At 55.9% G+C, this 24,813-nt stretch carries 28 protein-coding genes and 1 tRNA gene; 9 read left to right on the forward strand and 20 right to left on the reverse strand.

Translation table 11 applies throughout. The annotated features are described in order from the left end of the window. Positions 1 to 12 precede the first annotated feature (12 nt). The 3 genes from GRI35_RS13340 to GRI35_RS13350 are packed head-to-tail and all read left to right on the forward strand — an operon-like array spanning position 13 to position 2,192. On the forward strand, positions 13 to 426 hold the full coding sequence (locus tag GRI35_RS13340; RefSeq protein WP_160614607.1) for a hypothetical protein: 414 nt from the start codon (positions 13 to 15) through the stop codon (positions 424 to 426). Positions 427 to 452: 26 nt separating this feature from the next. Next, on the forward strand, positions 453 to 1,913 hold the full coding sequence (locus GRI35_RS13345) for an RHS repeat-associated core domain-containing protein (protein ID WP_235900229.1): 1,461 nt from the start codon (positions 453 to 455) through the stop codon (positions 1,911 to 1,913). Between the two features lie 27 nt (positions 1,914 to 1,940). Then, positions 1,941 to 2,192 (forward strand): hypothetical protein, encoded by a 252-nt coding sequence (locus GRI35_RS13350; protein ID WP_160614608.1) that lies wholly within the window; start codon positions 1,941 to 1,943, stop codon positions 2,190 to 2,192. Between the two features lie 332 nt (positions 2,193 to 2,524). Here the strand turns inward: GRI35_RS13350 and GRI35_RS13355 are convergent, their stop codons facing one another. From GRI35_RS13355 to GRI35_RS13395, 9 genes are all read right to left on the reverse strand, one after another. Further along, positions 2,525 to 2,896 carry a TrbC/VirB2 family protein gene (locus GRI35_RS13355; protein ID WP_160614609.1) on the reverse strand — a complete coding sequence of 124 codons (372 nt, stop codon included), beginning with the start codon at positions 2,894 to 2,896 and terminating at the stop codon, positions 2,525 to 2,527. A gap of 3 nt (positions 2,897 to 2,899) precedes the next feature. Further along, the gene (virB11, locus tag GRI35_RS13360; RefSeq protein ID WP_160614610.1) at positions 2,900 to 3,868 is read right to left on the reverse strand and encodes a P-type DNA transfer ATPase VirB11; all 969 of its coding nucleotides are present in this window, start codon (positions 3,866 to 3,868) and stop codon (positions 2,900 to 2,902) included. Between the two features lie 2 nt (positions 3,869 to 3,870). Beyond that, on the reverse strand, positions 3,871 to 4,500 hold the full coding sequence (locus tag GRI35_RS13365; protein WP_290258010.1) for a TrbI/VirB10 family protein: 630 nt from the start codon (positions 4,498 to 4,500) through the stop codon (positions 3,871 to 3,873). Between the two features lie 409 nt (positions 4,501 to 4,909). Beyond that, a complete protein-coding gene (locus GRI35_RS13370) occupies positions 4,910 to 5,629 on the reverse strand; it encodes a TrbG/VirB9 family P-type conjugative transfer protein (protein WP_290258007.1) in 720 nt (239 codons plus the stop codon). Further along, positions 5,626 to 6,366: a virB8 family protein gene (locus GRI35_RS13375; protein WP_290258005.1), complete on the reverse strand. Its 741-nt coding sequence runs from the start codon at positions 6,364 to 6,366 to the stop codon at positions 5,626 to 5,628. The genes GRI35_RS13370 and GRI35_RS13375 overlap by 4 nt, the downstream gene beginning before the upstream one ends. After that, positions 6,363 to 7,574 carry a type IV secretion system protein gene (locus GRI35_RS13380; protein WP_160614612.1) on the reverse strand — a complete coding sequence of 404 codons (1,212 nt, stop codon included), beginning with the start codon at positions 7,572 to 7,574 and terminating at the stop codon, positions 6,363 to 6,365. Before GRI35_RS13380 ends, GRI35_RS13375 begins: the two co-directional genes overlap by 4 nt. Then, positions 7,574 to 9,964 (reverse strand): VirB4 family type IV secretion system protein, encoded by a 2,391-nt coding sequence (locus GRI35_RS13385; RefSeq protein ID WP_160614613.1) that lies wholly within the window; start codon positions 9,962 to 9,964, stop codon positions 7,574 to 7,576. Before GRI35_RS13385 ends, GRI35_RS13380 begins: the two co-directional genes overlap by 1 nt. Next, complete coding sequence (locus GRI35_RS13390; RefSeq protein ID WP_160614614.1) at positions 9,943 to 10,230, reverse strand: type IV secretion system protein VirB3; 288 nt, start codon at positions 10,228 to 10,230, stop codon at positions 9,943 to 9,945. The genes GRI35_RS13385 and GRI35_RS13390 overlap by 22 nt, the downstream gene beginning before the upstream one ends. A gap of 257 nt (positions 10,231 to 10,487) precedes the next feature. Beyond that, complete coding sequence (locus GRI35_RS13395; RefSeq protein ID WP_160614615.1) at positions 10,488 to 11,120, reverse strand: tyrosine-type recombinase/integrase; 633 nt, start codon at positions 11,118 to 11,120, stop codon at positions 10,488 to 10,490. A gap of 301 nt (positions 11,121 to 11,421) precedes the next feature. Here GRI35_RS13395 and GRI35_RS13400 point away from each other — a divergent pair, with 301 nt between their 5' ends. From GRI35_RS13400 to GRI35_RS13410, 3 genes are read left to right on the forward strand one after another with little or no spacing between them, the layout of a single operon-like run. After that, on the forward strand, positions 11,422 to 11,778 hold the full coding sequence (locus tag GRI35_RS13400; protein WP_160614616.1) for a DUF3489 domain-containing protein: 357 nt from the start codon (positions 11,422 to 11,424) through the stop codon (positions 11,776 to 11,778). Next, positions 11,778 to 12,230 carry a DUF2924 domain-containing protein gene (locus GRI35_RS13405; RefSeq protein ID WP_160614617.1) on the forward strand — a complete coding sequence of 151 codons (453 nt, stop codon included), beginning with the start codon at positions 11,778 to 11,780 and terminating at the stop codon, positions 12,228 to 12,230. The genes GRI35_RS13400 and GRI35_RS13405 overlap by 1 nt, the downstream gene beginning before the upstream one ends. After that, positions 12,223 to 13,893 carry a recombinase family protein gene (locus tag GRI35_RS13410; RefSeq protein WP_160614618.1) on the forward strand — a complete coding sequence of 557 codons (1,671 nt, stop codon included), beginning with the start codon at positions 12,223 to 12,225 and terminating at the stop codon, positions 13,891 to 13,893. The genes GRI35_RS13405 and GRI35_RS13410 overlap by 8 nt, the downstream gene beginning before the upstream one ends. A gap of 182 nt (positions 13,894 to 14,075) precedes the next feature. Here the strand turns inward: GRI35_RS13410 and GRI35_RS13415 are convergent. From GRI35_RS13415 to GRI35_RS13435, 5 genes are all read right to left on the reverse strand, one after another. Beyond that, positions 14,076 to 14,151 (reverse strand) — tRNA-Lys (locus GRI35_RS13415). A 28-nt stretch (positions 14,152 to 14,179) separates the two neighbouring features. After that, the gene (gene folK, locus GRI35_RS13420; protein WP_160614619.1) at positions 14,180 to 14,695 is read right to left on the reverse strand and encodes a 2-amino-4-hydroxy-6-hydroxymethyldihydropteridine diphosphokinase; all 516 of its coding nucleotides are present in this window, start codon (positions 14,693 to 14,695) and stop codon (positions 14,180 to 14,182) included. Then, a complete protein-coding gene (gene aguB / locus GRI35_RS13425) occupies positions 14,680 to 15,531 on the reverse strand; it encodes an N-carbamoylputrescine amidase (protein ID WP_160614620.1) in 852 nt (283 codons plus the stop codon). Before aguB ends, folK begins: the two co-directional genes overlap by 16 nt. A gap of 10 nt (positions 15,532 to 15,541) precedes the next feature. Beyond that, entirely contained in the window at positions 15,542 to 16,279 is a 738-nt protein-coding gene (locus GRI35_RS13430) for an SIMPL domain-containing protein (protein ID WP_290257994.1), read from the reverse strand. 79 nt (positions 16,280 to 16,358) lie between these two features. Next, positions 16,359 to 17,204: a class I SAM-dependent methyltransferase gene (locus GRI35_RS13435; RefSeq protein WP_160614621.1), complete on the reverse strand. Its 846-nt coding sequence runs from the start codon at positions 17,202 to 17,204 to the stop codon at positions 16,359 to 16,361. A 135-nt stretch (positions 17,205 to 17,339) separates the two neighbouring features. On the opposite strand from GRI35_RS13435, the gene msrA reads away from it, so the two are divergent. After that, positions 17,340 to 17,876: a peptide-methionine (S)-S-oxide reductase MsrA gene (gene msrA / locus GRI35_RS13440; protein ID WP_160614622.1), complete on the forward strand. Its 537-nt coding sequence runs from the start codon at positions 17,340 to 17,342 to the stop codon at positions 17,874 to 17,876. Between the two features lie 13 nt (positions 17,877 to 17,889). Then, a complete protein-coding gene (locus GRI35_RS13445; protein ID WP_160614623.1) occupies positions 17,890 to 18,723 on the forward strand; it encodes a hypothetical protein in 834 nt (277 codons plus the stop codon). Between the two features lie 13 nt (positions 18,724 to 18,736). Here GRI35_RS13445 and GRI35_RS13450 read toward each other — a convergent pair whose 3' ends face one another. From GRI35_RS13450 to GRI35_RS13465, 4 genes are all read right to left on the reverse strand, one after another. Beyond that, positions 18,737 to 19,108 (reverse strand): hypothetical protein, encoded by a 372-nt coding sequence (locus GRI35_RS13450; RefSeq protein ID WP_160614624.1) that lies wholly within the window; start codon positions 19,106 to 19,108, stop codon positions 18,737 to 18,739. An 18-nt stretch (positions 19,109 to 19,126) separates the two neighbouring features. After that, on the reverse strand, positions 19,127 to 19,867 hold the full coding sequence (locus GRI35_RS13455) for a hypothetical protein (protein WP_160614625.1): 741 nt from the start codon (positions 19,865 to 19,867) through the stop codon (positions 19,127 to 19,129). A gap of 236 nt (positions 19,868 to 20,103) precedes the next feature. After that, on the reverse strand, positions 20,104 to 20,574 hold the full coding sequence (locus GRI35_RS13460) for a DM13 domain-containing protein (protein ID WP_160614626.1): 471 nt from the start codon (positions 20,572 to 20,574) through the stop codon (positions 20,104 to 20,106). A 30-nt stretch (positions 20,575 to 20,604) separates the two neighbouring features. Beyond that, the gene (locus tag GRI35_RS13465; protein ID WP_160614627.1) at positions 20,605 to 21,840 is read right to left on the reverse strand and encodes an RsmB/NOP family class I SAM-dependent RNA methyltransferase; all 1,236 of its coding nucleotides are present in this window, start codon (positions 21,838 to 21,840) and stop codon (positions 20,605 to 20,607) included. Positions 21,841 to 21,894: 54 nt separating this feature from the next. On the opposite strand from GRI35_RS13465, the gene GRI35_RS13470 reads away from it, so the two are divergent. Beyond that, on the forward strand, positions 21,895 to 22,065 hold the full coding sequence (locus GRI35_RS13470) for a DUF1674 domain-containing protein (RefSeq protein ID WP_160614628.1): 171 nt from the start codon (positions 21,895 to 21,897) through the stop codon (positions 22,063 to 22,065). A gap of 270 nt (positions 22,066 to 22,335) precedes the next feature. Here GRI35_RS13470 and GRI35_RS13475 read toward each other — a convergent pair whose 3' ends face one another. Next, positions 22,336 to 23,724, reverse strand: coding sequence for a cytochrome P450 (locus GRI35_RS13475; protein ID WP_160614629.1), 1,389 nt, complete (start codon positions 23,722 to 23,724; stop codon positions 22,336 to 22,338). Between the two features lie 57 nt (positions 23,725 to 23,781). Further along, on the reverse strand, positions 23,782 to 24,807 hold the full coding sequence (gene hemH / locus GRI35_RS13480; RefSeq protein WP_160614630.1) for a ferrochelatase: 1,026 nt from the start codon (positions 24,805 to 24,807) through the stop codon (positions 23,782 to 23,784). Between the last annotated feature and the right edge of the window lie 6 nt (positions 24,808 to 24,813).

The raw sequence follows: 24,813 nt of genomic DNA on the forward strand, positions 1-24,813 counted from the left end.
AACACGATATCAGTGGCCTATGATCAGCGCCTCTACTGCTTGCCGCAAGGTGCAGAGAAAGAGCCTTCATGTCAGGTAGAGCTCTCAATAAAAAATTTCAGATTTGTTGAAGACTTTGAAAACGCATACATTGCATATATTCATCTTATGGCAGTCTATAGGCATTTAGAGGACAAAAAATTGAGAGTCTTTTCACTTAAGTACGATCCAGTTTTCGATGTATATTATAATGGATGCGAAGTGATTCTTAAACGGAAACGCTTTGTTGCACGCTTTGAGCATTCAGTCATTCTAGAGGCGATTATGTACCTAGTGGATAATATTTCGGAGGCGGTGAAGTCGAATGCAAAATCTCTAGCAGAGTCCCTTGAACTCGAAGTTGAGAAAGCTGTCAATTTCTACAATGGAATCAAGTATGCCGTATAGACTAAGTCACTTGCCTTCATGCTTGCTTGTTCACAATCGCTACAGGCACCGCCCATGATGTGCGCACCGACTGGACGTTTAACCCCGCCGGGCAAGTGATTGCAGAGAACATCGACAACAACCAGTTTGCAACGCACGCACTACCAACGGCCGACATCGACTACACCGCCAACGGCCTCAACCAATATACAGCCGTTGATGGCTTTACGCAGGATTATGACATTAACGGCAATCTCACCGTCAGCCGCCAATCCGATGGCATGGGCGGTACGGACTCGACCACCTATATCTATGACACAGAGAACCGCTTGGTCAGTATCAGCGGCACCAGCAATGCAACGCTGACCTATGACCCGTTCGGCAGGCTCTACCGCGTCACAGACGGGGTCACCAGTGACACACGGTTCCATTATGACGGCGATGCACTGGTGGGCGAATACAACGCCTCTGGCGCGCTTCTCGACCGCTATGTGCATGGGGTCAGCGCAGGCGATGATCCGCTCGTATGGTACGAGGGCAGCAGCACTGCGGTGGCGGATGCAAACTTCCTCTACACCGACCGCAGAGGCTCTGTGATGGCGGTGTTCCAGCGCGATGGCACGATCAAGGCGATCAACACCTATGACGAATACGGCGTTCCGGGACCAAGCGGCACCGCGCAGAATTTGGGCCGGTTCCGCTACACCGGGCAAACATGGATACCGGAGGCTGGGCTCTACTATTACAAAGCCCGCATGTACTCGCCCACGCTGGGCCGGTTTATGCAGACTGATCCGATTGGCTATGCCGATGGGATGAATATGTACGCCTATGTGGGCAATGATCCGGTGAACTTCATCGATCCAACTGGCCTAAGCGAGGACGACTGCCCACCAAACGATCAAGAATGTCGTGATCGAGAGGGAGATCGGTACTGGGAAGTTATCGCGATACGGAAAGAACTTCAGTTACGAGAAAGGGCATACGGCGGCGTTTTCTACGGTGTCCGCATAAACGGTCCTGGTGTATACTATCCTAGGCCTGGCTTTGAGTTGATAGTCACTACGTTGGAAGAAGTATATGGGCCAGTGGATGACTTCATTACAGACACGAACCCATTAATACCTGGGTCTGACGGCTGCAGTATCGCTGGAAAGGCGGCTGGATCTGCAAGTGCTTTTCTAGAAGGTGTCGCGGATTTTGCAGGGTCGGGAGCCGACTTAGGACTCGGCGCGATTGTGCTAACGAGAGGCGCGGTTCCTCCGCAAGTTTATGCCGCAACGGCAATCGCTGAAGGCGTCGCTATCTTCTCCGATTTTGCGTCCGTTGCTCTAGATGGAGCAGCTGGTAATGACACAGAAGCTGGCTTAGAGCGAGCAACGCAAAACTTAATGCCAGGACGGCAAATAGCGACACGACTTGGAGCAGACGAAGATTCTGGCGCAGCCGCTGCTAGGGCAGCTGGCCAACAACCGAACACAGCGCCTCGACGACGGTGCAGGTTTTAAACCAAAATATTTATTCTGGTGAGTATCATGAAAAATCTAGCAATTATTGGAATGCTATTATCAATATTCATGCCTATTTCTCAATATTTCGATATGCCAGTTATTAGCTATTTTCTTTCAGGTCTGTGCGCAATGATTTTCATATATGGAGTTTGGCATTATTGGCCCATAGGTCGCCTAGATAGAGAAAGACTCGGGTTTAATATTTATTACTATTTCGTAGCAGCATGGTTTATTTGCGGGATTATTTCAACATATATTGATGTAGGGGCGCTTTGAGGCGAATTCGTGGTAAATGTGAGATTCGAGTTTTGCAAGGGCGGTTGATAGTGGATGCAATATAACGGGCGAAATTAGCGCTGAAACGCGTTATCGATACGACAGTCCATTGTCAGGCTTTGCTCTTCAGATTCCGTTGGCCTCCCAGCGCTTCCCTGCTTGACACTGCAGCGCGATATTTACTGTGCTAGTCTAGTCGTGGTCCTATAACCCGCCATCCGGCTCGGTAGCGCACGCAACGATGCTAACTACATACACGCCGACGGTCATAGCCAGCGTGATAGGGGCAAGGAAAAAACGGAACGATTACTGAGATTCGCCCTCAAGAGGCGCTACCGATCATCACGAACTGACGCGCCGCCATATGGATTGTAATCCGACTGCGGCAACTCCTCGCGCGGACCAAGCTCTTCATTCTCGATCTGCGCAACCGGAAGCTGCACTGGCTCGCTAGACCTCAGCCCCATCAGGGCGGCAGCAATTGTCGGTGCGCCTAGCAGCAAAAAGCATCCCAACACCACGCGCAAACCTTCGCGCACCGCAAGCCGCCCGCTCAGCAGCATCAGCCCAACATAGGCCACCGCAAGAACGCACAGCCCAATCGCAACACTACCAAGCAGCGTTCCGGTCAGCCAGTCCACAGCGTTTTGGAGTGCATTCGTCCCGGATGGTTCGAACAGTGACGCAGAGAATACCGCCAGCATATTCTACTCTGCCGCCAATATCTGCGAGACACGGCGCTTGCCTTCGCGCCGTTCAAGCTGGACGAACACATCAATGCTCTCGCGTACATAGTGACGCACATCATCGCGCGAAAGGCGAGAGCCGGTTTGTAGAACGAGCAACGCAAGCTGCTCGATAGCGCGCTGCGGTGTGTCGGCGTGGATGGTTGTAACCGAGCCAGGGTGGCCGGTGTTCACGGCACGCAGAAAGGTGAACGCCTCGCTGCCACGTAGCTCGCCCAGAATTATCCGATCAGGGCGCATACGAAGGGCTGCGATTAGCAGATCCTCAGCACTGACATCCGCCTCGCCCATTTGCCCGCGTGCCGCGATCATACCTACGGCATTGCGATGTGCGAGTTTAAGTTCCTCGGTGTCTTCAATCAGGATCAGGCGTTCGTTGGCGGGTATCTCCGCCAGCAAGCCGTTGAGGAAGGTCGTCTTGCCGGTAGAGGTGCCGCCTGAGATCAGGATATTGCGCCGGTTCACGACCGCGCTGCGAAGAAACTCGACCGCCTCTGTACCGCCGAGCGTTTGATACGTCCGCTCTCGGTCGATCGCGGCCTTGCCGGCTTCCAATTGCAGAAAGGCCTCTCCATCCCCCCAATCTTTGAGCGACATATTCGACGCGACATGCCGCCGGATTGCAATTGCATGGCCTGCTCTGGTCGCAGGCGGGGCAATGATTTGCACGCGCGATCCATCCGGTAGCGAAGCTGAGAGCAGCGGTTGATTGCGGTTGATACCTTGCGAGTTTGCCGCTGCGATCTGCCGCGACAAGCGCCCGAGCATTTGCTCGTTGAGTGTCTCGATTGTCTCGACCGTGATGCCTCCACCAATCGACTCAATCCAGACCTCGCACGGCCGATTGATGAAAATGTCGGTTACGTCGTCCCGCGCCAGAACGGGTGCGAGCGGCGCAAGAAAGCTGTCAAGATAGTACCCGGCCTCCACAATCAGAAATCGACGGTCGAGAAATCGAGATCACGAGCCACAAAGACTGACACGCTGGTGCCGTGCTTGACCTTCAATGTGCGCTGCACCTGATTGCCATTCTGAATTTGCACGTTTTGCGTGCTGCCGGGCAAAGCCACGACAACGCCGCTGCCAATTTCCTGAGTGGCCAGCCCAACACCGATGTCGAGAACCGACTGCAGAATGGCGCCACCGAACCTTTGGAGAAACTTGCTATCAACCTTGCCCTTGACGCCAGCTCTTCCAAGCGGGTCGGAGGACGGAGAGTCGAGCGCAATAGTCACTCCGTCAGGCCGGATCAGCCGCGTCCATTGGATCAGTGCACGGTTTTGCCCTGCCGCGAGACCAGAGTCGTACTCGCCGTAGAGACGGCTGCCGCGTTGGATCAGAATACGTGTGCCATCGAAACTGTAAATGTCGCGTTGGACCAATGCGCGTGCTGCGCCTGGCCGCGTGGAATCAAGCGCTGTCTCTAGCACGGCAGGAATGACGGTCCCCTGCGGAATGGTTTGCGATGGTCTGACGAAGCGCTCTGCCTTGACGCGGCTGCCGGTTGCTGTTGCAATTTGCGCAGGCGGCCCATCATTCGATTGGAAGGCACTATCGAACACTATCGACGGCCTCTCCGGCGCGTAGGTTGGTGATGGTAGAGCAGGCGGAGTGAAAGCGGGAGCTTGTACCGCTCTATTAGTGACGGGGGCGGCGGGAGCACGGATAACTCGCGGCGGCGGTGTGACGGCTGGTTCTAATCGGCGCAATCGGACCGGCCGATTCTCCAGATCGGAATCTACCATGAGTGATTGCGGGATCGCGAGTGCGGGTGGAGCTGATATTCGACCTCCAGCGGTTTGAGACTGTATCGCGCCTGGTGGAGCATTCATTTCGGCGCGGTTTGCGCTCATTGTCGAGAAAATCCAGATCCCGCCAAGCGCTAGCAAGATTCCAAATGCCCACATGCCGAAATTGCCGCTCTGCCTGTTTGCGACAATGGGCAACCCGTCGTCAGGGGCGGCAGTAGTATCAGGAGTCGGCACTGTCTGGCTCCTGATTACGGCGCGCGGTGGCCTTTTCTTTGTCGATCCTGAAAACCAGTTCCGAATATACCCTGTCGATAACGAACACGCCATCGCGCATATAGCCGTTCACGACTTCCTCATCGCCGCCTGGACCGATAGCAAACACTGCGGGTAGCGCCTGTTCCGCTCCGAATAGGATCCTGGTCCTCAGCCCGTCATCGCTGATCTCAGCCGGACGGACCACACGGTCTCCTCTCAAGCGATATGCCCATCTCTTGCCGGTTGACTCAGGCCCGGCAAAAGTAGTCGTTGAGTCTGCCTCAGCGAAGGTGAACTTAACCAAATAGGCTGCACTCAAACCGAAAGCCGTCTGCACGCTGAATCGGTAGTCGCGGCGATTGGTCTGGACCAACATTCGCGCCACGGCGTCATCGATCTGCGGGATTATAAGTAGACTATCCTGTTCGGCTGAGACGCGCACATCAAGTTGGTTCTGATTCTCAACCGATACACGCCTGATTTCCTCACCTGGTTCAAGCAAAACGGTCAGGCCCGTTTTTGGTAAGGCGGTTAGCAGCACTTCCTGTCCTGCGACCCAAGTTATGGACTGGATGCGAGGATTTTCGGCGCTTGGTACTGGGAGGACCTGGGCAGCTATTGGTGCCGCAAAAAGAGCCGCATAGACTGCGCAAGGTGAGGCTAAACGAAATATAAGACGTTTCACTCCGATACCTCTGCCGCGGCCGTATTTGGTAATGACTGATCCCGAACTGCCTCTACTTCGGGCAACGTCTCCGCACTACGCCGATACCGGGTGACCTGAAAGCCTAGCGGATTCACGAACCGGTCGGCCTCGCTCATCTCTGCTGTCGAAAACTCATAGTCGATGACCGCAGCCCAGTATTCTGGCGGCCTGGCACGTCCGGTCTGATCCGTTTGCGTTGTTGTAAAGCGCACCATTGAGCGATTTGCAGCAAGCGACGAAATGCTGCGGATATCCGTGCGGATAATCCCGTCACGGCTCATGAATGATAACGGGCTAAGCGGATTGCCCCCCTGCATCAGATCAATGTAACGCTGACGTTCTGCACCGCTCGTTTGCAGCGTTATCTTGCGGTAATTGTCTTGCAGGGCGTCGAGATCAAAACCTTCACGCGCGTTCACATACTGCACCAAGAAGGACCGTGTCAGCGCAGTATCAGGTGCTACGGTCTGTTCATCAAGCGGTGCTAGCTCCTCTACATTTCCAGTCTGCCGGTCCACCAGCAGAGTGTATGGTTCGACCGTCTTAAGCGGCAGCAGGAAAACCAAAGCTATCGCCTCAAGCAATGCAATTGTGCCCAATAATGCAGCTACAATCCATGCGCGGCGACTGGAGCGCTCGAGACTACCGGTAACGCTGTGGGCCCAGCTATCGGGCAAGTCAGCTGGGTCCAGATCAGTATCGTGCGATGTGTTCACGATTCACGGTCCCCTCTCAATGAATCAAATCTATTCCGTCTTGCTGGGCTGCGGTAGGAGCTGCCCAGTCGAGCTGGTTCACGTGCTGCACCTTCTTTTCCGCCAGAAACCGCGCGATCCGTACTCGCAGCACCATCTTCAAGTAGAGATCGATGTGACAATCGGCGTATCTCGGTATTCTGCTCACGTCTAACCACAGTTTCCACATTGTCCGCGATACGTTGGACTCTGGAGGGATTAACGCGGTCGCCCATATTCGCCAATATGGAGGCTTGTGGGTTGAACAAGTTTGTCATTTGTTCGGCTTTCAAAACCGGGATATTGATCCAACCCCGGGTGAAGGCGACTTTCGCAAGCAGCCAAATCAAAGCGAACTTAACAACCGCAAATGCTGCGGTGATCGCGAAAAGCTCAATAGGGGCCGATGGCACCGCATAGCCCAACGAGCGAACGCGCAGCGCATCGGCAAGCCACGGCTCCAAGATCGACAATTCAAACAGCGACGCAATTGTGATGCCGATAGAGCCGAGCATCGATAGGGTGAGGCCCTTGATCCATCCTGAGAATAGCCCCCGTGTCGCTTCAAACAGAAGCAACCCGGCTGCCAAAGGTGCCAAAGCTAACAGCAAAGCAGCGGCAATTCTGATCAAAACGAGCGACCCCATAGTTCCCGATAGGAAGAACATCCGGCTGTAGCCGAGTGCAGTATCGTCTTGCAGCGATGTGCCAGAAAATGAGGCGCCGGTTTCCCCTCCTTCAAGCGCGACCCCAGTATTTCTCCCTGTCCCTAGCTCTGCCAGCCTGACCATCGCGGTATCGGCCTTCTGTAATCGATCCGCTAAACGCTCGCTATGGCCTGTCAATGCAGGTGCGGCGACAATGCTGGCCACTTGGGCCGGGCCGTCGACAACGACATCGTGAACAACAGTCCGGAAGGCCGGCCATGAGAATGCTACCGTCAAAATGATCCCTATCTTGAGCAGATCGAACACCACGTCACGACCGCCCGGTGCCGGACCAAACAACAGCCGGATCGCAAACAGAGCAATAAAAAGTGTGAGCAGCCCGAGCATCACGTTCGAGGCAAGTGACCCCGGCTGCCCTAACGCTTGATAGCCATAGCTGCCCAGAAATTGGGCTTGGCAGTCGATATGATCGATTACCCGCAGCAGGAAACGGTCGCCCGTAATGATGGTTGGACACGCCATCAGGCGGCTTTTTCGAGGAGTAAATGCATCCAGTTTGCTGGATCAGTTCCTGTTTTACCGACCAATTCGTCGAATAGCCGAACCGTGCTTTCACGCCCGGAAAGGATGGTGAGAAGCTCTTGCTCACCGCTTAAATCAAGCCTCGCAACCACACTCTCTTTACCGTGTTTGATCAAGAAACAATGCGAATTATCGGGAAGTGATTTGACCAGTTCGAACTCATGTGGGCTCAGTCCAAACCCTTGAATATAATCCTCGGCTCGCGCTTTCGGGTTGATCATGAATATCTGCGTCGCGGCTTGCTCAATGATCGCGCTGGCAATCTGGCTCTCCAATGCGTCCTGGGCGCTTTGAGTTGCGAACCCGACAATACCGTTACGCTTCCGGATTGTCTTCTCCCAATCCTTGATCTTGCGAACAAACACAGGGTCATCAAGCGCTTTCCATCCTTCATCAATAACCAGAATAGTCGGATTGCCGTCAAGCCGCTGTTCCACGCGGTGGAAGAAATAGAGCATTGCGGGTGTTCGTGCGACCGGATGATCCAGGATGGCGGTCATGTCGAACCCGACAGTATTCGCGGTCAGATCGGTAATGTCTTTGGGATTGTCGAACAGCCAAGCATGTTCGCCATCGCCAAACCATGGCTTCAACCGCGAGTAGAGATCACCAGGCGTCGGGCGATCTTGTCCGCGACACAGTTCGGCAAAATGGCGCAGTTGCCGCATCTCTTTCGGTTGCGCAAAATTTGCCTCAAGCGCGTCCTTTAGCTGCTCCTGCTCGGCGCTCGTGACTTCCCCCACCAACAGAGTCAGCCATTCTTGTAGAAAAGCCGCATTTGCAGCATTCTTCCGAAGCTGCAGGGGATTAAGCCCCGACTTAAAGGCCGGATCAAGTCGGTCGTAATTTCCGCCAATGGCCCGGATGAACAGTTCAGCACCGCGATCTTTGTCGAAGAATATCGTCCGGGGACGAAACTTCTGAGCCTGCGCCAAAAGGAAATTAAGGACTACCGTTTTTCCCGAGCCGGATGGACCGATGATCGTAAAATTGCCAAGATCCTTCTGGTGGAAATTGAAGAAATATGGCCCCGCTGCCGTTGTCTCGAACAGAGTAACTGCTTCGCCCCAGTGGTTCCCATGGACTTTGCCCACGGGGAAATTGTGGAGGCTTGCCAATCCGGCGAAATTAGTTGTCGACACCAAGCCTCGCCGGGGAAGATAACGAAAATTACCGGGGAACTGCGACCAGAAGGCAGGCTCGAGCGCAATGTCCTCTCGCACTGCATTGATGCCCAAATCAGCCATAAGAGCGATAACTTCAGCGACTTGCGTATCAAGCGTGGTCAAATTGTCAGCATGAATTGCGATAGTAGTGTGGTGTTCTCCAAAACCCGCCCGGCCCGCAGCCACTTCATCCTTCGCGTTGGTGAGCTCGTGACGCAGCGACAAAGCTTCGTCTTCTGCAGAGCGCATTCGGCGGAGCGCTAAATTCATCCGGCCCAATGCTTGTCGCCGTTCCACAAAAGCAAAGCTCTGGCTGACGTTGATCTCAAACGGCAGACGATAAAGCTCGTCAAACATACCCGGCATCGTCTGCCCGGGATAATCCTTGATCGACACCAAGGCCACAAACCGCCGCTCTAAAGGACCGCTGGGCGCAAGTTCTATAGCTTCTTGCCCAAAGCTTGCCCTGCGCGTCGGGATATGATGGCCTATGTCACCATGCGGTGTAGCAACTGGCCGCATATCTCCATTGAACAAATAGGATAGGAACTCGATTGGCTCTGATCTCTCGCCAGAGTCACTCTCGTATCGCGACAACAATTGCGGATCATAGGCGCTGAGCGACGCCATTAGCGCTTCTCGTGCGCTGTCCAGTGCATGTTTTTCTGTCGCAAGCCGCAGAGCGATATTTTGCGACGATTTGGCGAACCATCCGCGCACTCGTTCTGCCAATCCAATTTGCCCTTGAAGCGGGCGGCGGATGATCGTGAGGAATAATTCATTTATGTAGAGATGCTTGGCGCTCAGGCGCTCGCGCCACCGCAGATCGAGCTTCTGCGAAAAATCGTCAACGTAATCACTGTCCAGCGTAACATCCGCCCGCCGGCGAATGACGTGGTGATAGATTGCAAAGCGTGAGCTACCCAATGTCCTGAGCATCGCATCCCGCAGCTCTGCGCGATAGTTGAGCTCGTCACTATCGGCAGTCTCGAACAATAATCCGCCCAAGCGAATGGTCTGCATCAACGTGCCATCGCGGGTCTGGATGGTAGAATCGTCCAAATGCCGCGCATACGGCAAATGCGCGCCTGCTGGTCTCTCATTGGCGATCACCTTGGGATCACGAGTCAGCGCAGGTTTAATCAAGGGCGATAAGAATTGCATCGCCACATTCCGTAGTTTTTGACTCTCGGGCAATTCCGCACGCGGGTGATCCAGAGATCAAAAAAGCGCGGCTCATGCAAGCAGAGCAGCATCGCGATACCGTGCAGCGTAAGCGCCGCCAGCAATACCCAAAAGCTCCTGAAGACCAAAAACAACTCAACAGCTATAATCACATTGATCACAAAGAATGTAAATGTGACGCCAGCGAACATCTGGGGACGGGTAAGCGCCACAAATAGCGTATCTCGTCTCAACTCATCACTCATCGAATCTCATTGCCCCCAATCACGACGACCTTGCCTTAGACTCGCCCCCGCTGGCAAGCCGCCATGGGAATGCAGGCAGAACTTGGTCAAAGATTATGGTTAGGCGTTGACATACATTGCGCTCCAGAAAGTCAACAAAGTAAAGTCTGGGGCCTAGTTGCATTTGACGAAAGCAGACGCGAACATCCTTGATAACGATGCCCTCTTTCACCCCACTAGCGGACGCCAGCTCGCTGAGAGCCAGCGCCCAAAAGCAGTCAAATCTCGGTCTTCTCAGCCAGGGTAAGTGCGTCTTCGATATCGACACCCAAGTACCGGACCGTATTCTCAATTTTCGAGTGCCCAAGCAGAATTTGAATTGCTCGAATGTTACCCGTGGCTTTGTAGATTATCGAAGCCTTGGTCCTTCGAAGTGAGTGCGTCCCATATTCCTCCGGCCGCCGCCCAATTGCCTCCACCCATTCATCAACCAGCCTTGCGTATTGGCGTGTGCTGAGATGGCGTGAATGATCAACTCGACTGGGAAAGACAAAATCCTCAACGCTACCACCCCTGAGCTCGAGCCACGCGAACAAGCTTGCTCTTGCATCTGCGGCGATCTCAAATTGGACAGGTCGGCCTGTTTTTCGCTGGGTGATCGTGGCGCGTTTCCGAATGTCAGACCCTGACACCAGATCACCGATCTTTAGCTCGACCAGATCACAACCTCTGAGCTTGCTATCGATCGCCATGTCGAAAAGTGCTCGATCCCGAATGCGCTGCTCGCGATCAAGGAAGAACCGGATCGCCCAGATCTGCTTTTGTTTGAATGGCCGCTTAGGACCAATCTTCGCTCCAAAGTTCCAAGGCACGCGGTTTTGGGCGGCTGGATCAAACTGCGAATATGTCATCTACTTTCTCCTTGGCCGGGATGGCCTCGAAGAACGTCCGCTTTCCGTTGCTAAGAAATTGGGTCGCTACGGCTGAAACGGGGCAAAGCGAACACAAACCTAGCCGCCCGATGCGGAGTGAAAATTCAACCAACGCATCTGCGCGATAATCACAGATTCCATTCGACTTCCTGCGAACAGCAAGCATTGGTGCTCATGCGAGTCGACCGGTTCGGCCGCAGTGCCTGACAGCTCAAAGCTGCTCAGGCCTTGGTTGGTGAGCCCAGCATTATGCTGGCTCACCAACCAAGGAGAACCCAGCATGACAACCGCAACCAAGACTTCCGCCAAAGCCCGCAATCGCCGCATGGCACGCATGCCTGCAGATCACGGCAACAACAACGAGAAGATAGGGGCGAAGAAGCCTGCTGCAGGAATTGCAAAGGCAGCTGCCAAACCCAGTGAGACACCGAAGAAACCGGCCAAGATCGAACTGGTCCTCATCATGTTGCGCCGTGCGGAAGGCGCAACGCTCGACCAAATGGTCGAAGCCACAGGCTGGCTTCCACATACCACACGAGCAGCACTGACGGGCCTGAAGAAGAAAGGTCATGTCATCAGCAGCGAGAAGATGGACGGCGTGCGCACCTACCACGTCGCGGCATCCAGTAACGCGTAATGGATTTGGACGTGAAGATCGGGCGGCTTATTGAGATGAACCCGTCCCAGAAAAAGGCTGAGTGGCGCAAAGTGTTCGGCTCACCTGCGCCGCCAGCCTTTGGTATCGCATTGATGACCCGCGCTATCGCCGCCCGATATCAGGAGAAGGCGCTGGGCGGGCTCACCAAAGCGGAGCTGCGCATGCTCGAAGTCCAGTCGCGGAAAGATAAGCGCCATCCACGCTGTGTCAGGGCTACAAGCGTCAAACCCGGCACATGGCTCTCGCGCACATGGCATGGCGAAGTCCACGAAGTGGTGGTGCTCGAAGGGGCTTTTGAATATCGCGGCAGCCGATATCGCTCCCTCACCGCTATCGCCAAGCATATTACCGGCTCCGCATGGTCAGGCCCGCGCTTCTTCGGCCTACACAGCTCCCGCCTCGGAGCCTTGGGAGTGACGCGTCATGACTAGCGATACGAAGACGATGCGCTGCGCGGTCTATACGCGCAAGTCCACCGAAGAGGGTCTCGATAAGGCGTTCAACAGTCTCGATGCCCAGCGCGAAGCTTGCGAGGCCTATATCCTGTCGCAGCAGCATGAGGGCTGGAAGGCGCTGCCCGATCTTTATGATGATGGCGGGTTCTCAGGCGGGAGCATGGAACGCCCTGCTCTGTGCCAGCTACTCGACGATGTAAAGGCGGGCAAAATCGATGTGGTGGTCGTCTATAAGATTGACCGGCTAACGCGGGCGCTCGCTGACTTCGCAAAGATCGTCGATGTACTTGATCAAGCCGATGCCTCCTTTGTCAGTGTCACGCAGGCGTTCTCGACCACCACTTCGATGGGACGCCTGACCCTCAATGTTCTGCTCTCTTTCGCGCAGTTCGAGCGCGAGGTCGGAGCCGAACGCATTCGGGACAAGATCGCCGCCAGCAAGGCCAAGGGCATGTGGATGGGCGGCGGGGTTCCGCTTGGTTACGAGGCGAAGGATCGCAAGCTTCAGGTCGTCCCAGATGAAGCAGCGACAGTTTGCGCGATCATGGAGCGGTATCTCGCGAGCGATTCCATACGCACGCTCGTGGAAGAACTTCGCGACGACGGATACGTCAGCAAGCGTCGAGTGATGAAGGACGGGTCGGTTCGAGGCGGCGTGCCATTTAAGCGCGGCGCGCTAGCTTACATGCTGTCGAACCGTATCTACGTTGGCGAGGTGGTCCATAAGGATAACGTCTATCCCGGCGAACATGATGCGATCGTCAGTCGCGAACTTTTTGACGCCGTCCAAACTAAGCTAGCGGACCGAACTGCGAGCAACGATGGCACAGTGCGTAGGCGCATGTCGCTGCTCGCAGGGATGATCCGCGATGACCTTGATCGCCCAATGTCGCCTTGCCACACTCGTAATCATGGGCGGCGCTATTCCTATTACGCTTCCAATATGAACGACATTGCTTCCAGCCCTGCCCTGCGGCTGCCTGCCGGTGAGCTTGAACTATCGGTCAGGAACACTGTTGCCGCATGGCTGCGCAATGGAGATCGGGTACGCGAGTTGGCGGCAGGACGAAGTGCCAAAGACATTGAGCGCCTGTTCGAGTGCTGTTCGGGTCTGGCGACACGCCTTGTCGCCGCGCCGATTGCAGAGGCTCGAACCTTGCTGGAGCAACTTGCACTACAGGTGTCGGTTACATCCAAAGGTGCCAGCGCGTCTTTTGAACTGGCTGTGCTGGGTTCGATGGCGGGGCTAACGGATATCCCAGAAAAACGCATCAGCATCACCATTCCAACCAGTCAGTCTAATTATGGCCACGAACCTCGGCTGCGATTGGAACCGGCTGAATCCGGTTCAATCTCTCGCGATGAGCGGCTCGTTGAACTGGTCGCACGCGCGTTTGCGGCGCGGGAGCAACTGCTTGGTCTCGACCAACATCAACTTGACGCTCTGCCGGTAACCAAGCTTCGTCATCTCCAGCGAACTGCGCGAGTAAGTTATCTTGACCCGGCAATCATCCGAGCCATACTCGGTGGAACGCAGCCATCGCGGCTTAGTGCCCGTTCCATATGGCGAATGAGCGACTTACCGCTCGACTGGGCCGGTCAGCGCCAGGCGCTTGGGGTCAACGCCGCACAATCATAATATCGGTAGTAGGTCGTTTTTTGGGCGCAGAGAATCTGCGCCAAATACGCACGCAGTTGCGAGGTCAGTGCGTCTCTGTTTTGGATACTGCCGAGTTACTGCAAGGCAAAGTCACGGAAATGCGGGGAGAATTTTTGCTTCAGCTAGCCAACGTCGCGAATCACGAAACTTTTCAAACTGGGTGGTGAGCCCTGCTGGGTTCGAACCAGCGACCTACTGATTAAAAGTCAGTTGCTCTACCGACTGAGCTAAGGGCCCACATCACGTGGTATCGGTACCGGGGGCGTCACCTAGTGATGGGGCGCGGCTTGGTCAAGCGGGCAAATAGCTGTCTGAGCGATAAAGATGTCACCGGATCGCGCCAGTGGGGGGCTATCTCTGCTGCGGGACCCAAAACGAAGTCTCTTTTGCGAAACTCGGCATGGGGGACCCCAAGCGATTCGGAGACCCAGATACCCCCGCCCCACAGGACAATGTCTAAATCCAGAACGCGCGCTTGCCAGCGCCCCCCGCGGCGCGCGCCGAAGCCGCGTTCCGTATGCTTTAGCAGTGCTAGCAATTGATCGGGGCCAAGTTCGCTTTCGAGAATCAACGCAGCATTGGCGTAAATTCGGCTGGATGGGCCGAGAGGCGCGCTGTCGATGATCGTCGATTGTACGCGCACTACGCCTAGTTCTCCGAGTACATCGATCGCCGCTCCAACCACGCCGCGCGGAAGGCCGTGAAGCGGATGGCGGATATTGGAACCGAGCGCGATCAGATATGTCTGCGCCGAATAGCGCCGCTTCAGATGTCTTCGCATAGTCTGCCGTATAGCTGCGGTCTGCGGTCGCGGAAGAAGCCCATGCCTGCGCGGTGCTTGGCGGCAATGGCGAGATCGAATGTCGAGACGAGTACGCCGTCTTCCTCCGCGCCGAATTCGCACACCAGATCACCCCATTCATTGGCGATGAAGCTGTGGCCGTAGAAGGACTGACCACCTTCTTTTCCAACACGATTGGCGGCGATCACCGGCATACAGTTGGAAACCGCATGACCTTGCATCGCGCGGCGCCACATACGGCTCGTGTCGAGGTCTTCGTCATAAGGCTCGGAGCCAATCGCTGTGGGATAGAATAGTAGCTCTGCACCTTGCAGCGCCATCGCTCGTGCCGCCTCGGGATACCATTGGTCCCAGCAAATGCCGACGCCGATCCGCGCACCGAACACATCCCACACTTTGAAACCGTCATTGCCCGGGCGGAAATAGAATTTTTCCTCATAACCCGGCCCGTCCGGGATATGGCTTTTGCGGTATGTGCCGATCACTTCGCCATCCGCGCCAACCATGGCGACGGTGTTGTAATAATGGTGTCCGTCACGTTCGAAAAAGCTGGTCGGGATCGCGACCTTCAACGTCTTTGCGAGCTTGCGCATTGCGATGACCGAAGGGTGTTCCAGCGTGGGCCTTGCGAGCGCGAAAAGCGCCTCGTCTTCCTCGCGGCAGAAATAAGGGCCGGAAAACAATTCGGGCGGCAGAATGATTTGTGCGCCCTTCTCCGCCGCATGCTCGACCAGCTGCGCGGCCGCATTGATATTCTCGGCCTCGTCATCCGAGCCGAGCGCAAGTTGGAGTGCGGCAACAGTAACTTCGGTCATGCGAGTGCGTTTATTTCGGCACGAGAGCGAAGTCCACCTGAACCGACACGCTGCTGGTGGTTTGGCCCGGCATGATGGTTCCGCTTTCCTCGGCCGCTTCATGCATCACGGCATCGGCGTAAACCGCTCGGGATACAGGCCGCGGTGCTCCCGGCAGATAGCGGCCACCCTGGCTGCCACCGCCATCACGAATGGTGAGTACGCGGCTGATTTCCATATTGGCAGCCGCAGCGTATGCCTCTGCCCGGGCCCGTGCTGCCTTGAAGGCATTCCCGTAAGCCGTGTTGGCTGCAGCTTCCGGATTGGACATGCGCAGATCGGGGCCGCTCATGATATTTGCGCCTGCTTCACTCGCTGCGGTCACTGCATCACCCGCCCGGTCGATATCGCGCACGACCACGGTCACGATATTGTTCGCTTGATACTGGCCCTTCTTGGGGCCCCAATCGATCCGCCGGATACCGACGGCACGGGTCTGGATATCCTTTTCGGGCACGCCAGCCGATTTCAACGCGGTGACCAGCTTTTGCACCGCCTCCGCGTTGGCGCCGGTGGCAGCTTTGGCATCGCGCGCAAAACTCTCCACCCCGGCTTGAAAGCGCGCTTCATCGGGTCTGGTTTCAGCCTCTCCGGTCGCGCTTACCGACAATAATGTTTCATCGCTATCGACCCCGCGCGGATCGTATGGCGGATCACCACACGCAGTCAGCGACAACACGCAAAGCGGAATAAGAATCTGTTTGTTCACAAAAAAGCCCTCCATATGATACGCCATCACATGAAGGACTTTTGCTGACACTCGCATGAATGCCAGATGACGTGGAGCGTTACTTCGCCTTTTTGAACAGCAGCGTCATCCGGTCACTTTCGCCAATGGCCTGATATTCGCTGCGCCGCGGATCATCTGCTCCGGTGCCGAGGACCGGTGGCAGAGTCCATACGCCGCGTTCCCAATTGGCGGGATCTTTCGGATTGGCATTGATTTCGCTCTCGGCAGTCAGTTCAAAACCGTTGGCTTCGAAAATCGCGACAACATCCTGCTTGCGCATATAGCCGCGCTGGCGCGCGCCGTAATCATCGTAGCTTGCGCCTTCTGGGGCACGGTGCTGGACAACGCCAACCATGCCGTCATCCTTGAGCATCGTGCGAGCAGCTTTAAGCACTGCGTCAGCGCTATTGCCTATATTCAACCCGTGCATTGACCGGAAAATAACCACGCGGTCGACTGTGCCGGCCACATCTTCGGGCATTTCGTCAGTTTCGAAGGCGGTAATGTCATCCGCTTCCATATCCATCGCTTCGGCAAGCCCGCTTTTGAAACTCTCTGTCCAACCTTTCGCACGTGCTTCCTGCGCACGCGTGCGATATTCACGGCCGTCGCTATCCTGATTGAACGCAATATATTTGCCCTTTGGCATCACATAAGGTGCAAGGACGCGCGTATACCAACCGCCACCGGGGCCATATTCAGCGACCGTCATCGTCGGCTCGATCTGGAAGAAGGCCAGCGTTTCAGCCGGGTTACGATATTGATCGCGGGCACGGTCATCCGCGCGGTGATCGGATGCCAGAACCTCTGCAAGCGAGGCCATCTCGCCGTGATCATCCGCAATTGCGGGCGCCCCGATCGCCAAGGCAGCAACTGCGGCAGTAGCAGCAAAAATAGAACGCATGACTTCTCTCCGGAAAGTGAGTGGATACTCTTATTGATCTGTGTGGCGCATTCTAAGGACGAACGCACCGATGACAAGGGAACTCATGCTTCCTATCTATGTTCCGGAACCAGATAACAGAAAGCGAGACTTCCCATGGCGGATACACAACAGGCAATCATTGCAGGCGGATGTTTCTGGTGCACAGAAGCGGTGTTCCGTGATGTGATCGGCGTGAGCGAAGTCGAAAGCGGCTATATCGGCGGCAATGTCAGCAACCCGACTTACAAACAGGTCTGCACCGGCACGACTGGCCATGCCGAAGGCATTCGCGTGACATTCGATCCGGATGTGATTTCACTGCCGGAAATTTTCGATGTGTTCCTTGGCACGCATGATCCAACCCAGCTGAACCGCCAGGGCGGCGACGTCGGCACCCAATATCGCAGCGCGATCTTCCCTCTGACGGAGGATCAACGCAGCGAGGCGGAAGCGGCAATTGCACGCTGGAACTCGGAGCATCCGGGGACTGCGGTGACCACTGTCGAGGATGCCACACAATGGTATCCGGCGGAGGATTACCATCAGGAATATTGGGAAGGCGAAGGCAAGAGCAACCCCTATTGCCTCGCGGTCATTCCGCCGAAGATCATGAAACTGCGCAAAAGCTTTCAGGACAAGGTGAAAAGCTGAGGCCGAGGCGAGCATGGCGAATAGCGCACCCGATATTGAATTCACGCATCATCGTGTGATCCGGTCCGATGGCCCGGTCACCTTCCAATGCTCTAAAGACCGCAACATATGGCCATGGCTGGCGCTACATCCACACCATCCGATTGCGCTGCAAAATCTGCAATATTGGGCGAGTGTCGAGGCGGGGCGAGAGCGCGGGACTTTCGACGGGACCAGATGGACTGCGCTGACATGGACCAAATGGTCCTGCGGTGCAGGTGATGTCGGCCCGCCGGTCCGCGGCGTTTCAGAGAATGTGGACGCGGACGGCAAGCTCCAGAGCAAGCTGACTTTCTTCGATGCCCGCGATGCCATGGTCTCCACCATGTACAGCATCGGTGTAGAGTTTCGGACCCGCGATTTTGAAGCGTGGCGCGCGAAAGCGAAGCAGGACTCCGAGCCAGAGGTTGATCCCGCCTCTTTCTCATATGCCGAACCCGAAGCCGTCGGCAGTGCCGGTGTCGGTCCCTCGTTTCTATCACCGTTACAGGATAGCCAGGCACCCCACGCCCTCGGCCTGATGACATTGGACAACGCTTTCCCGCCAGCGCATCCGTTTATGAGCGGGTCAGGCGATCATGTGAACGCAACGCATCTGGCAGAGGCCGTGCATCAGTTCATGCATCTGCTTGAAAACGGCGCTCCACTGCGGATCACAGGCGGCGAAATGCGCTTCACGCGCTATGTCGAGTTGGGGCGCGTCTTCACGGTCGAATTGGTCGAGCGCAGCGCCACGTCAGTATCGGCCAAGATTGTTCAAGGCGGGCGCGATTGCACGCACGTCACGCTGCAGTTCGAAGCTGCGTGACCGAACGGGTGGTTCACTCCCTATCGACCAGTAGCAATATCTTTGTCGACATAATGAATGGGGTGTTCTGAAAATCATCGCCCGGACTGTCGTCTTTAAACGCCGCCTCCACCGTTACATTCAACGTCCTGCGTGAAGCGTCTTCGACCGAAATAAACGGTTCGATCTTGAGCTTTTCCAGATGGTGATCGTTCTTGGTTTCAAAATGAAAAGCGCTGATCGCCGCTTCATGCCGGCTCACGCCGGATGGAAAGGTCACTTGCGTTCTGCCGGTTAAAGTACCCGTCGAGCGGAAATTCCCATTGAACCGCCCACCTTCCAACCTTCGCTCGGTGTCGGTGCTGGCCACCTCAAGCTGAAGGTTCACTGTCCGAAAGTCCAACATCGACTTGCCCTCTCCACTTCATCGTAAGCTGAAATAGTCGACCTTCCACTGAATGATCTCATGCATGTCATTGTCCTGGAATTGAACCGTATGGTTCGGCAGGTCGACGCCCAGCCGGAGCAGATGTGCATCGCCTCCGTCGGTTCGGTGCAAATAGATAAAGGAAAATCCGCTCAACACACGTTCGCTTGGTCCACCTAGCTGCGGGGGAACCATCGTTCGGTTGTTGCCTCGATCAAAATTGTCCCCTGCCTGCCGATAGTCACTCGCAACCTGATCCGCGGGCACCAGAACGAATTGCAGTGTACCCCGGACCGTTTCGTTTCCACCGATCTTGTCGTTGAAGTTGACCAGTACACCGCCTTGCCGCTCCGACGGCATGATGAGTACAACTCTGATATGCTGATCTCCCGAACCGAAATCGAAATCGAATCCGCTAAGGGCAAATCGCATATTGCTGTTAAGGCCCGGAATATCGACCCAAGTGGCTCGCCCATCTTCCATGGTGAACTCGACTGATCCCGGCGTTCCCGGCACACGAACGTAACAGCCCGTCAGGTTCCAAGGATCGCCGTCGTCTTGATCCTTAAACGCCGCTGAAATTTGGTTCGTTCCTTTCAGCAGCCGGATCTGTTGAATATGGTGGTCGCCGTTCGCAAAGCGGAAATCAAACGACTGCAGCGCGTGATTGTCATCTGGTTGAATACCCGACAACGGGATATTGGACACACCGCGTCGTTCAGAAGCGTCAAAGTTCATTACCGACATTACCACTCCCTTATAATAATATTCCATTTTCTTGGCTTATTGCCAGAGAATATTATGAGTGCAGTAATATTAGTTTAAATTTTGAATAGCGAATTGGTAAATGTTATAAGTTAACTGGGATTAATGACGGCATTTTTGAGAATTTTTTACTTCACGTATCATGTCATTTAGGTTGATTGACGATACACCTATAGGTTTGTTGCGCGGGAAACCGACGCAACCCGCGGCTAGCGATATTTTGCCGCAGTGATGAATTCACCGAAGGACTCGCACCACACGACTACGGTTGAGTATTCCTCGATATCCACGCCTTCTGGAATGTTGAGCAGGAATCCGTCGAAGCTCTTTACGGGGCCGATCCGAACAGCCTGTGACTTGATCGGTTCAAACTCGTCTTCATGCTCAACGAACTCCTTGGTCAGATAGACCATGTAATCGGGCCCGGGAGCGAGTTCGCCCTGGTGCGCGATGCTGTCTGCCGACACGCTGATGGTTCCATCACCCCAATGCAGAGCGTCGACGCCGCGCAGATCGCGGGTTAGCTCAACGCTATATCGTGATTGCGCCGCCTGCTGCTCCAGAACCGCTGCATCGGGCGCGGATTCTGCCGTCAGAATCGGCAGGAAATAGATGCCTGCTGCAAAGCCAATGGCCGCGGCTGCGCCATGGGTGATGGCCAGTAGGATAATGCGTTTCATCAATTTCTCTCCCTCTAAATCCAGCGCGGCTTATTTCCGCCAGCGTCCCACGAAGAACCCGTCCAACCCGCCAGCATCAGCAAGCATCCCAGGGTCGGTCTTCAGCCAGCCATCTTTGGTTGGCTCCAAGCCGCCGGGTAATTCTTCGCTCGTGATCGGAACTGGCGCCAAATTGACACTCTCGGCCTGAGCCTCACCTTCTGAACTTTCCAGTGAACAGACGGCATAGATCAGCGTCGAACCCTCGGGCAGCCATTCCACGGCCCGTTCCAGCAAAGCGTTTTGCAGCTCCGCCTGTTCTTCGATCTGGCGCTCTCCGATACGGTGGACCACATCGGGATGGCGGCGGCAGGTACCGGTTGCGGTGCACGGCGCGTCCAGCAGGATCGCATCGAACTGCTTGGCGGGCCGCCACGTAAGCGCATTGGCTTTGATGATCTCAGCCTGCAAACCCGTGCGCTCGAGATTCTGGCGGACTCTATCCAATCGCCGCTCGCTGATATCCAGCGCAGTCACATTCCATCCAGCCGCTGCAAGCTGCATCGTTTTCCCGCCTGGAGCAGCGCACAGATCGAGCACGCGCTTGCCTGCACCCGGTCCGAGCAAGCGTGCGGGCAATGTCGCGGCCAGATCCTGCACCCACCAATCGCCATCCTTATAGCTGGGAAGTTGATCAATCGGGGTGCCGCGCGGCAGGCGGATATGGCCGGGCGCGAGCGAGATACCGCCCATCGCTTCCGCACGCTCTTCCGTCTGCGACCAATCCTTTAACGCGAGATCCAGCGGCGGCGGAGTGACGATACCGGCGGCAATCGCGTCAGCGCGGTCGCCCCAGCGAAATTCGACTTCTGGAGCCAGGGTCGGGATATCAGGCAGCACCAGCCCATCACGCTTGTTAAGGGTCGAGAACACCCCATGCGCCAACCTGCGTGGGCCACCCGTCAGCAATGGCAATGCCGTGGCGATCACCGCATGCGGCGGTGTATCGAGCCGCAACCATTGCGCCAGCATCAGCCGTAACACTGAACGGGGCTTAGCATCATGCGGCAGCGGCTTTTTCATTGCGCTGTCGATCATCATATCGAGATCGGTAAGCCAGCGCAGCGTTTCACCCGCAATTGCCCGGGCCAAGGCTTGATCGGCTGGTCCACGTATCCGGCGCAGCGCATTGCGCTCGACCGTTTCCAACGTTTCACCGCGATGCAGCACCGCATCAATCATCTGCAGCGCAGCGCGCCGTGCGGGTAATCCCGAAATATCTGACATGCCGTTCCTTTAGGCGGGCTTGAAACCATCCGCCACCCCGCGCGTTAGGCCAACATGACCAAGGAAAAATCAGAAGCCGCAAAATCGTTCGATAAGCCTGCGCATTGGACAAACGATCCGGTGCCCGAACCAAAGAAAGTCAACCCGGAAAAGGACGAACCGCGAGACTTGTCGCCCACCCGCTACGGCGATTGGGTGAAAGACGGCATAGCCTGGGATTTTTGAGGGATTCTTTGATTGGCCTCGGGCGCCGGCGGTCGCATCCGCTCCCTTTGGCTTCCGCGCTAACCGCGCGTCGGGCAGTCGCCCTCTGACTGCCGTGACCAAGGTTCAGAGCGAATGAAGATGATTGGAGTGGTTCGGTTCACGACCAGTGAACCGCAAGGCCGGAGTCAGAGCCGAAGGCGCAGACGGCCAAAGGCCACCTGCACGGCCGCCCGAGCTTGTGCGAGGTAGCCAAGGAATGCGGATGCATTCCGCCCCGCGACTGAGGGTCTAAGATAAACTCTTAAATCTCACCTTCAGCCCGTCTTTTGGCTGAGGGATCGGCCAAGCTTTCCAGGCCGGATCATAGCCCTCTTCAATCTCGATCTGATATCGCGTCAGTATTTGCGCCATCAGAACTTTCACCTGCATGTAAGCAAAGTGCAGGCCGAGACACATATGCGCTCCGCCGCCAAACGGCACCCATGCATATTTATGGCGCGCCTTTACCTGTTCGGGCGTGAAGCGCATCGGATCGAATTTCTCCGGCTCCGGCCAGTGTTCTTCCATATGATGCACATATTGCGCGTTAATCCCGACATGGGTGCCCGCCGGAATTTTATATCCGCCAAACTCGAACTCGCGCAACGCACGACGCGGAGTGGAAGGCACCGGCGGGATCATCCGCAGCGCTTCCTTGAACGCCATCTCGGTCAGTTCCAGCTTGCCCAGATCATCATAGCCAAGGTCGCTTGCGCCGCCGGTTATCGCGAGGATCTCAGCGCGCAGCTTTTCTTGCCATTCGGGGTTTTTCGCCAACAGATAGATCAGTGACGTGGCGCTGGATGTGATCGTGTCATGTGCCGCCATCATCAGGAAATTCATGTGATCGACGACTTCATCGACCGGCAGCAGCGAGCCGTCCTCGCGCTCCGCAGTCGCAAACTGGCTGAACATATCCTGCCCGCCGCCCTCTTTGCGGCGGCGATGCGTTTCCTTGGTGAAATAATCGACCAGAAACTCGCGTCCCTTCACGCCTTTGCGCATCAGCGTGAATGGTAGCGGATGACGGATCGGCGCGACCGAGGCCTGCACCATATAGACAAAGGCTTCGTTGATCTTATCGGCTTCGGGTCCCCACTCGATCCCGATAAAACTGTCCGCGGCCAGATCGAGCGTTAGCTTCTTGATCGCGGGATAGAACAGCATTTGATCGCCGCCCCAATCCTTCACTGCATCAGAGATTCCGCGATTAAGGCTGCCCGCATAATGCCGCATCGGCCCCGGCTTGAACGCAATCGACAATGCCTTGCGGTCGGCCCGGTGATGGTCGAAATCCATCAGCATCAACCCGCGCGGGAACAATTGGTCGAGGATCGGACCCCAGCCTTGCTCCGATGAAAACAACTTCTGGCGGTCGAACAGAACCAATTCGTTCGCATCTGCACCTACAAGAGCCACGACCCAGCCGCCAAAGGCCTTATTGCGGTATACCGTGCCGTACTTCTCAACCATATCCTTGGTAAAACCGTGCGGATCAGCCAGCATTTTGAAGGTGTTGCCGACAATCGGATAGCCGCCTTCGCCCGGAATATGCGCCAAGTCGGCAGGCTCGGGATTACCCTCCGTCCAATGGGTAAGAGTAGTTTCAGCGGTTTGATCAGCAGCAAGTGTGGCCATCTATTCCTCGGTGTCGTTGAACTGGCTTACTGACATCGGTGTAAGTAATTAGTTAAACTATGTCCAGCCCGACAATTCGCGGCGGATGATATGCTCCAGCATATCCATGCCCGGCGTGCCGGTATTGAGGCAGGAAAGCGCAGCAAAATTCTCTCCGCCAGCTTCTTCGAACTGTTCTTTGCCTTCCAGCGCCAGTTCTTCCAGCGTTTCCAGACAATCGGCGGAGAAGCCCGGCGCCGCGATGGCGATATTCTTCACACCTTCGCCTGCCAGCCGTTCGAGCGTGTCATCGGTCGCCGGTTCCAGCCACTTGGCATTGCCGAAGCGCGATTGGAAACTCGTTTCAAACCGCATGCTTTTGCGAGGCGTCATGCGCTCTTCCAAAAGCCGCGCGGTCTTGCGGCAATGGCAATGATAGGGATCACCCAGATCGAGCGTGCGCTGCGGCATCCCGTGAAAGCTCAGCAGCAAGACTTCGGGATCGAAATCGAGCGCGTCCAGCTGCGCCGTCAAATCCTTCGACAGCGCATCGATATAGGCGGGGTCATCGTGATATGGCGGGAGCGTGCGCAGCGAAGCCTGCCAGCGCATTTCCTTGAGCTTCTCCGCCGCCTTGTCGATCACCGTCGCGGTGGTTGCGCCCGAATATTGCGGATAGAGCGGCGCGAGTAGAATCCGGTCGCAGCCTGAATCCATCAATTTCTGTATCTCATCGGGAATGCTGGGCTTTCCATAGCGCATTGCCCACGACACATTTACGGCGTCGCCCAACCGTTCTTGCAGCCGTTCGGCTTGCCCTCGGGTGATGTACTCCAGAGGTGAACCTTCTTCGGTCCAGACTTTCTTATACGCAGCCGCAGATTTTTTGGGCCGCGTGTTCAGAATGATCCCGCGCAGGATTGGTTGCCAGGCAATCGGCGGGATTTCCACAACGCGGCGGTCCGACAGAAATTCCGCCAGATAGGTCTTTACCGATTGCGTTGTCGGCGCCTCGGGCGTGCCGAGATTGATCACCAGCACGCCGACCTTCCCGCTGTTAACCGGCGGGTGGTCCGAGGGGAGCCGTTGATCTTGCCACGTCATCCGCTG

It is taken from the genome of Pontixanthobacter aestiaquae (genome assembly GCF_009827455.1).
In the GTDB taxonomy this organism is placed as follows: domain Bacteria; phylum Pseudomonadota; class Alphaproteobacteria; order Sphingomonadales; family Sphingomonadaceae; genus Pontixanthobacter; species Pontixanthobacter aestiaquae.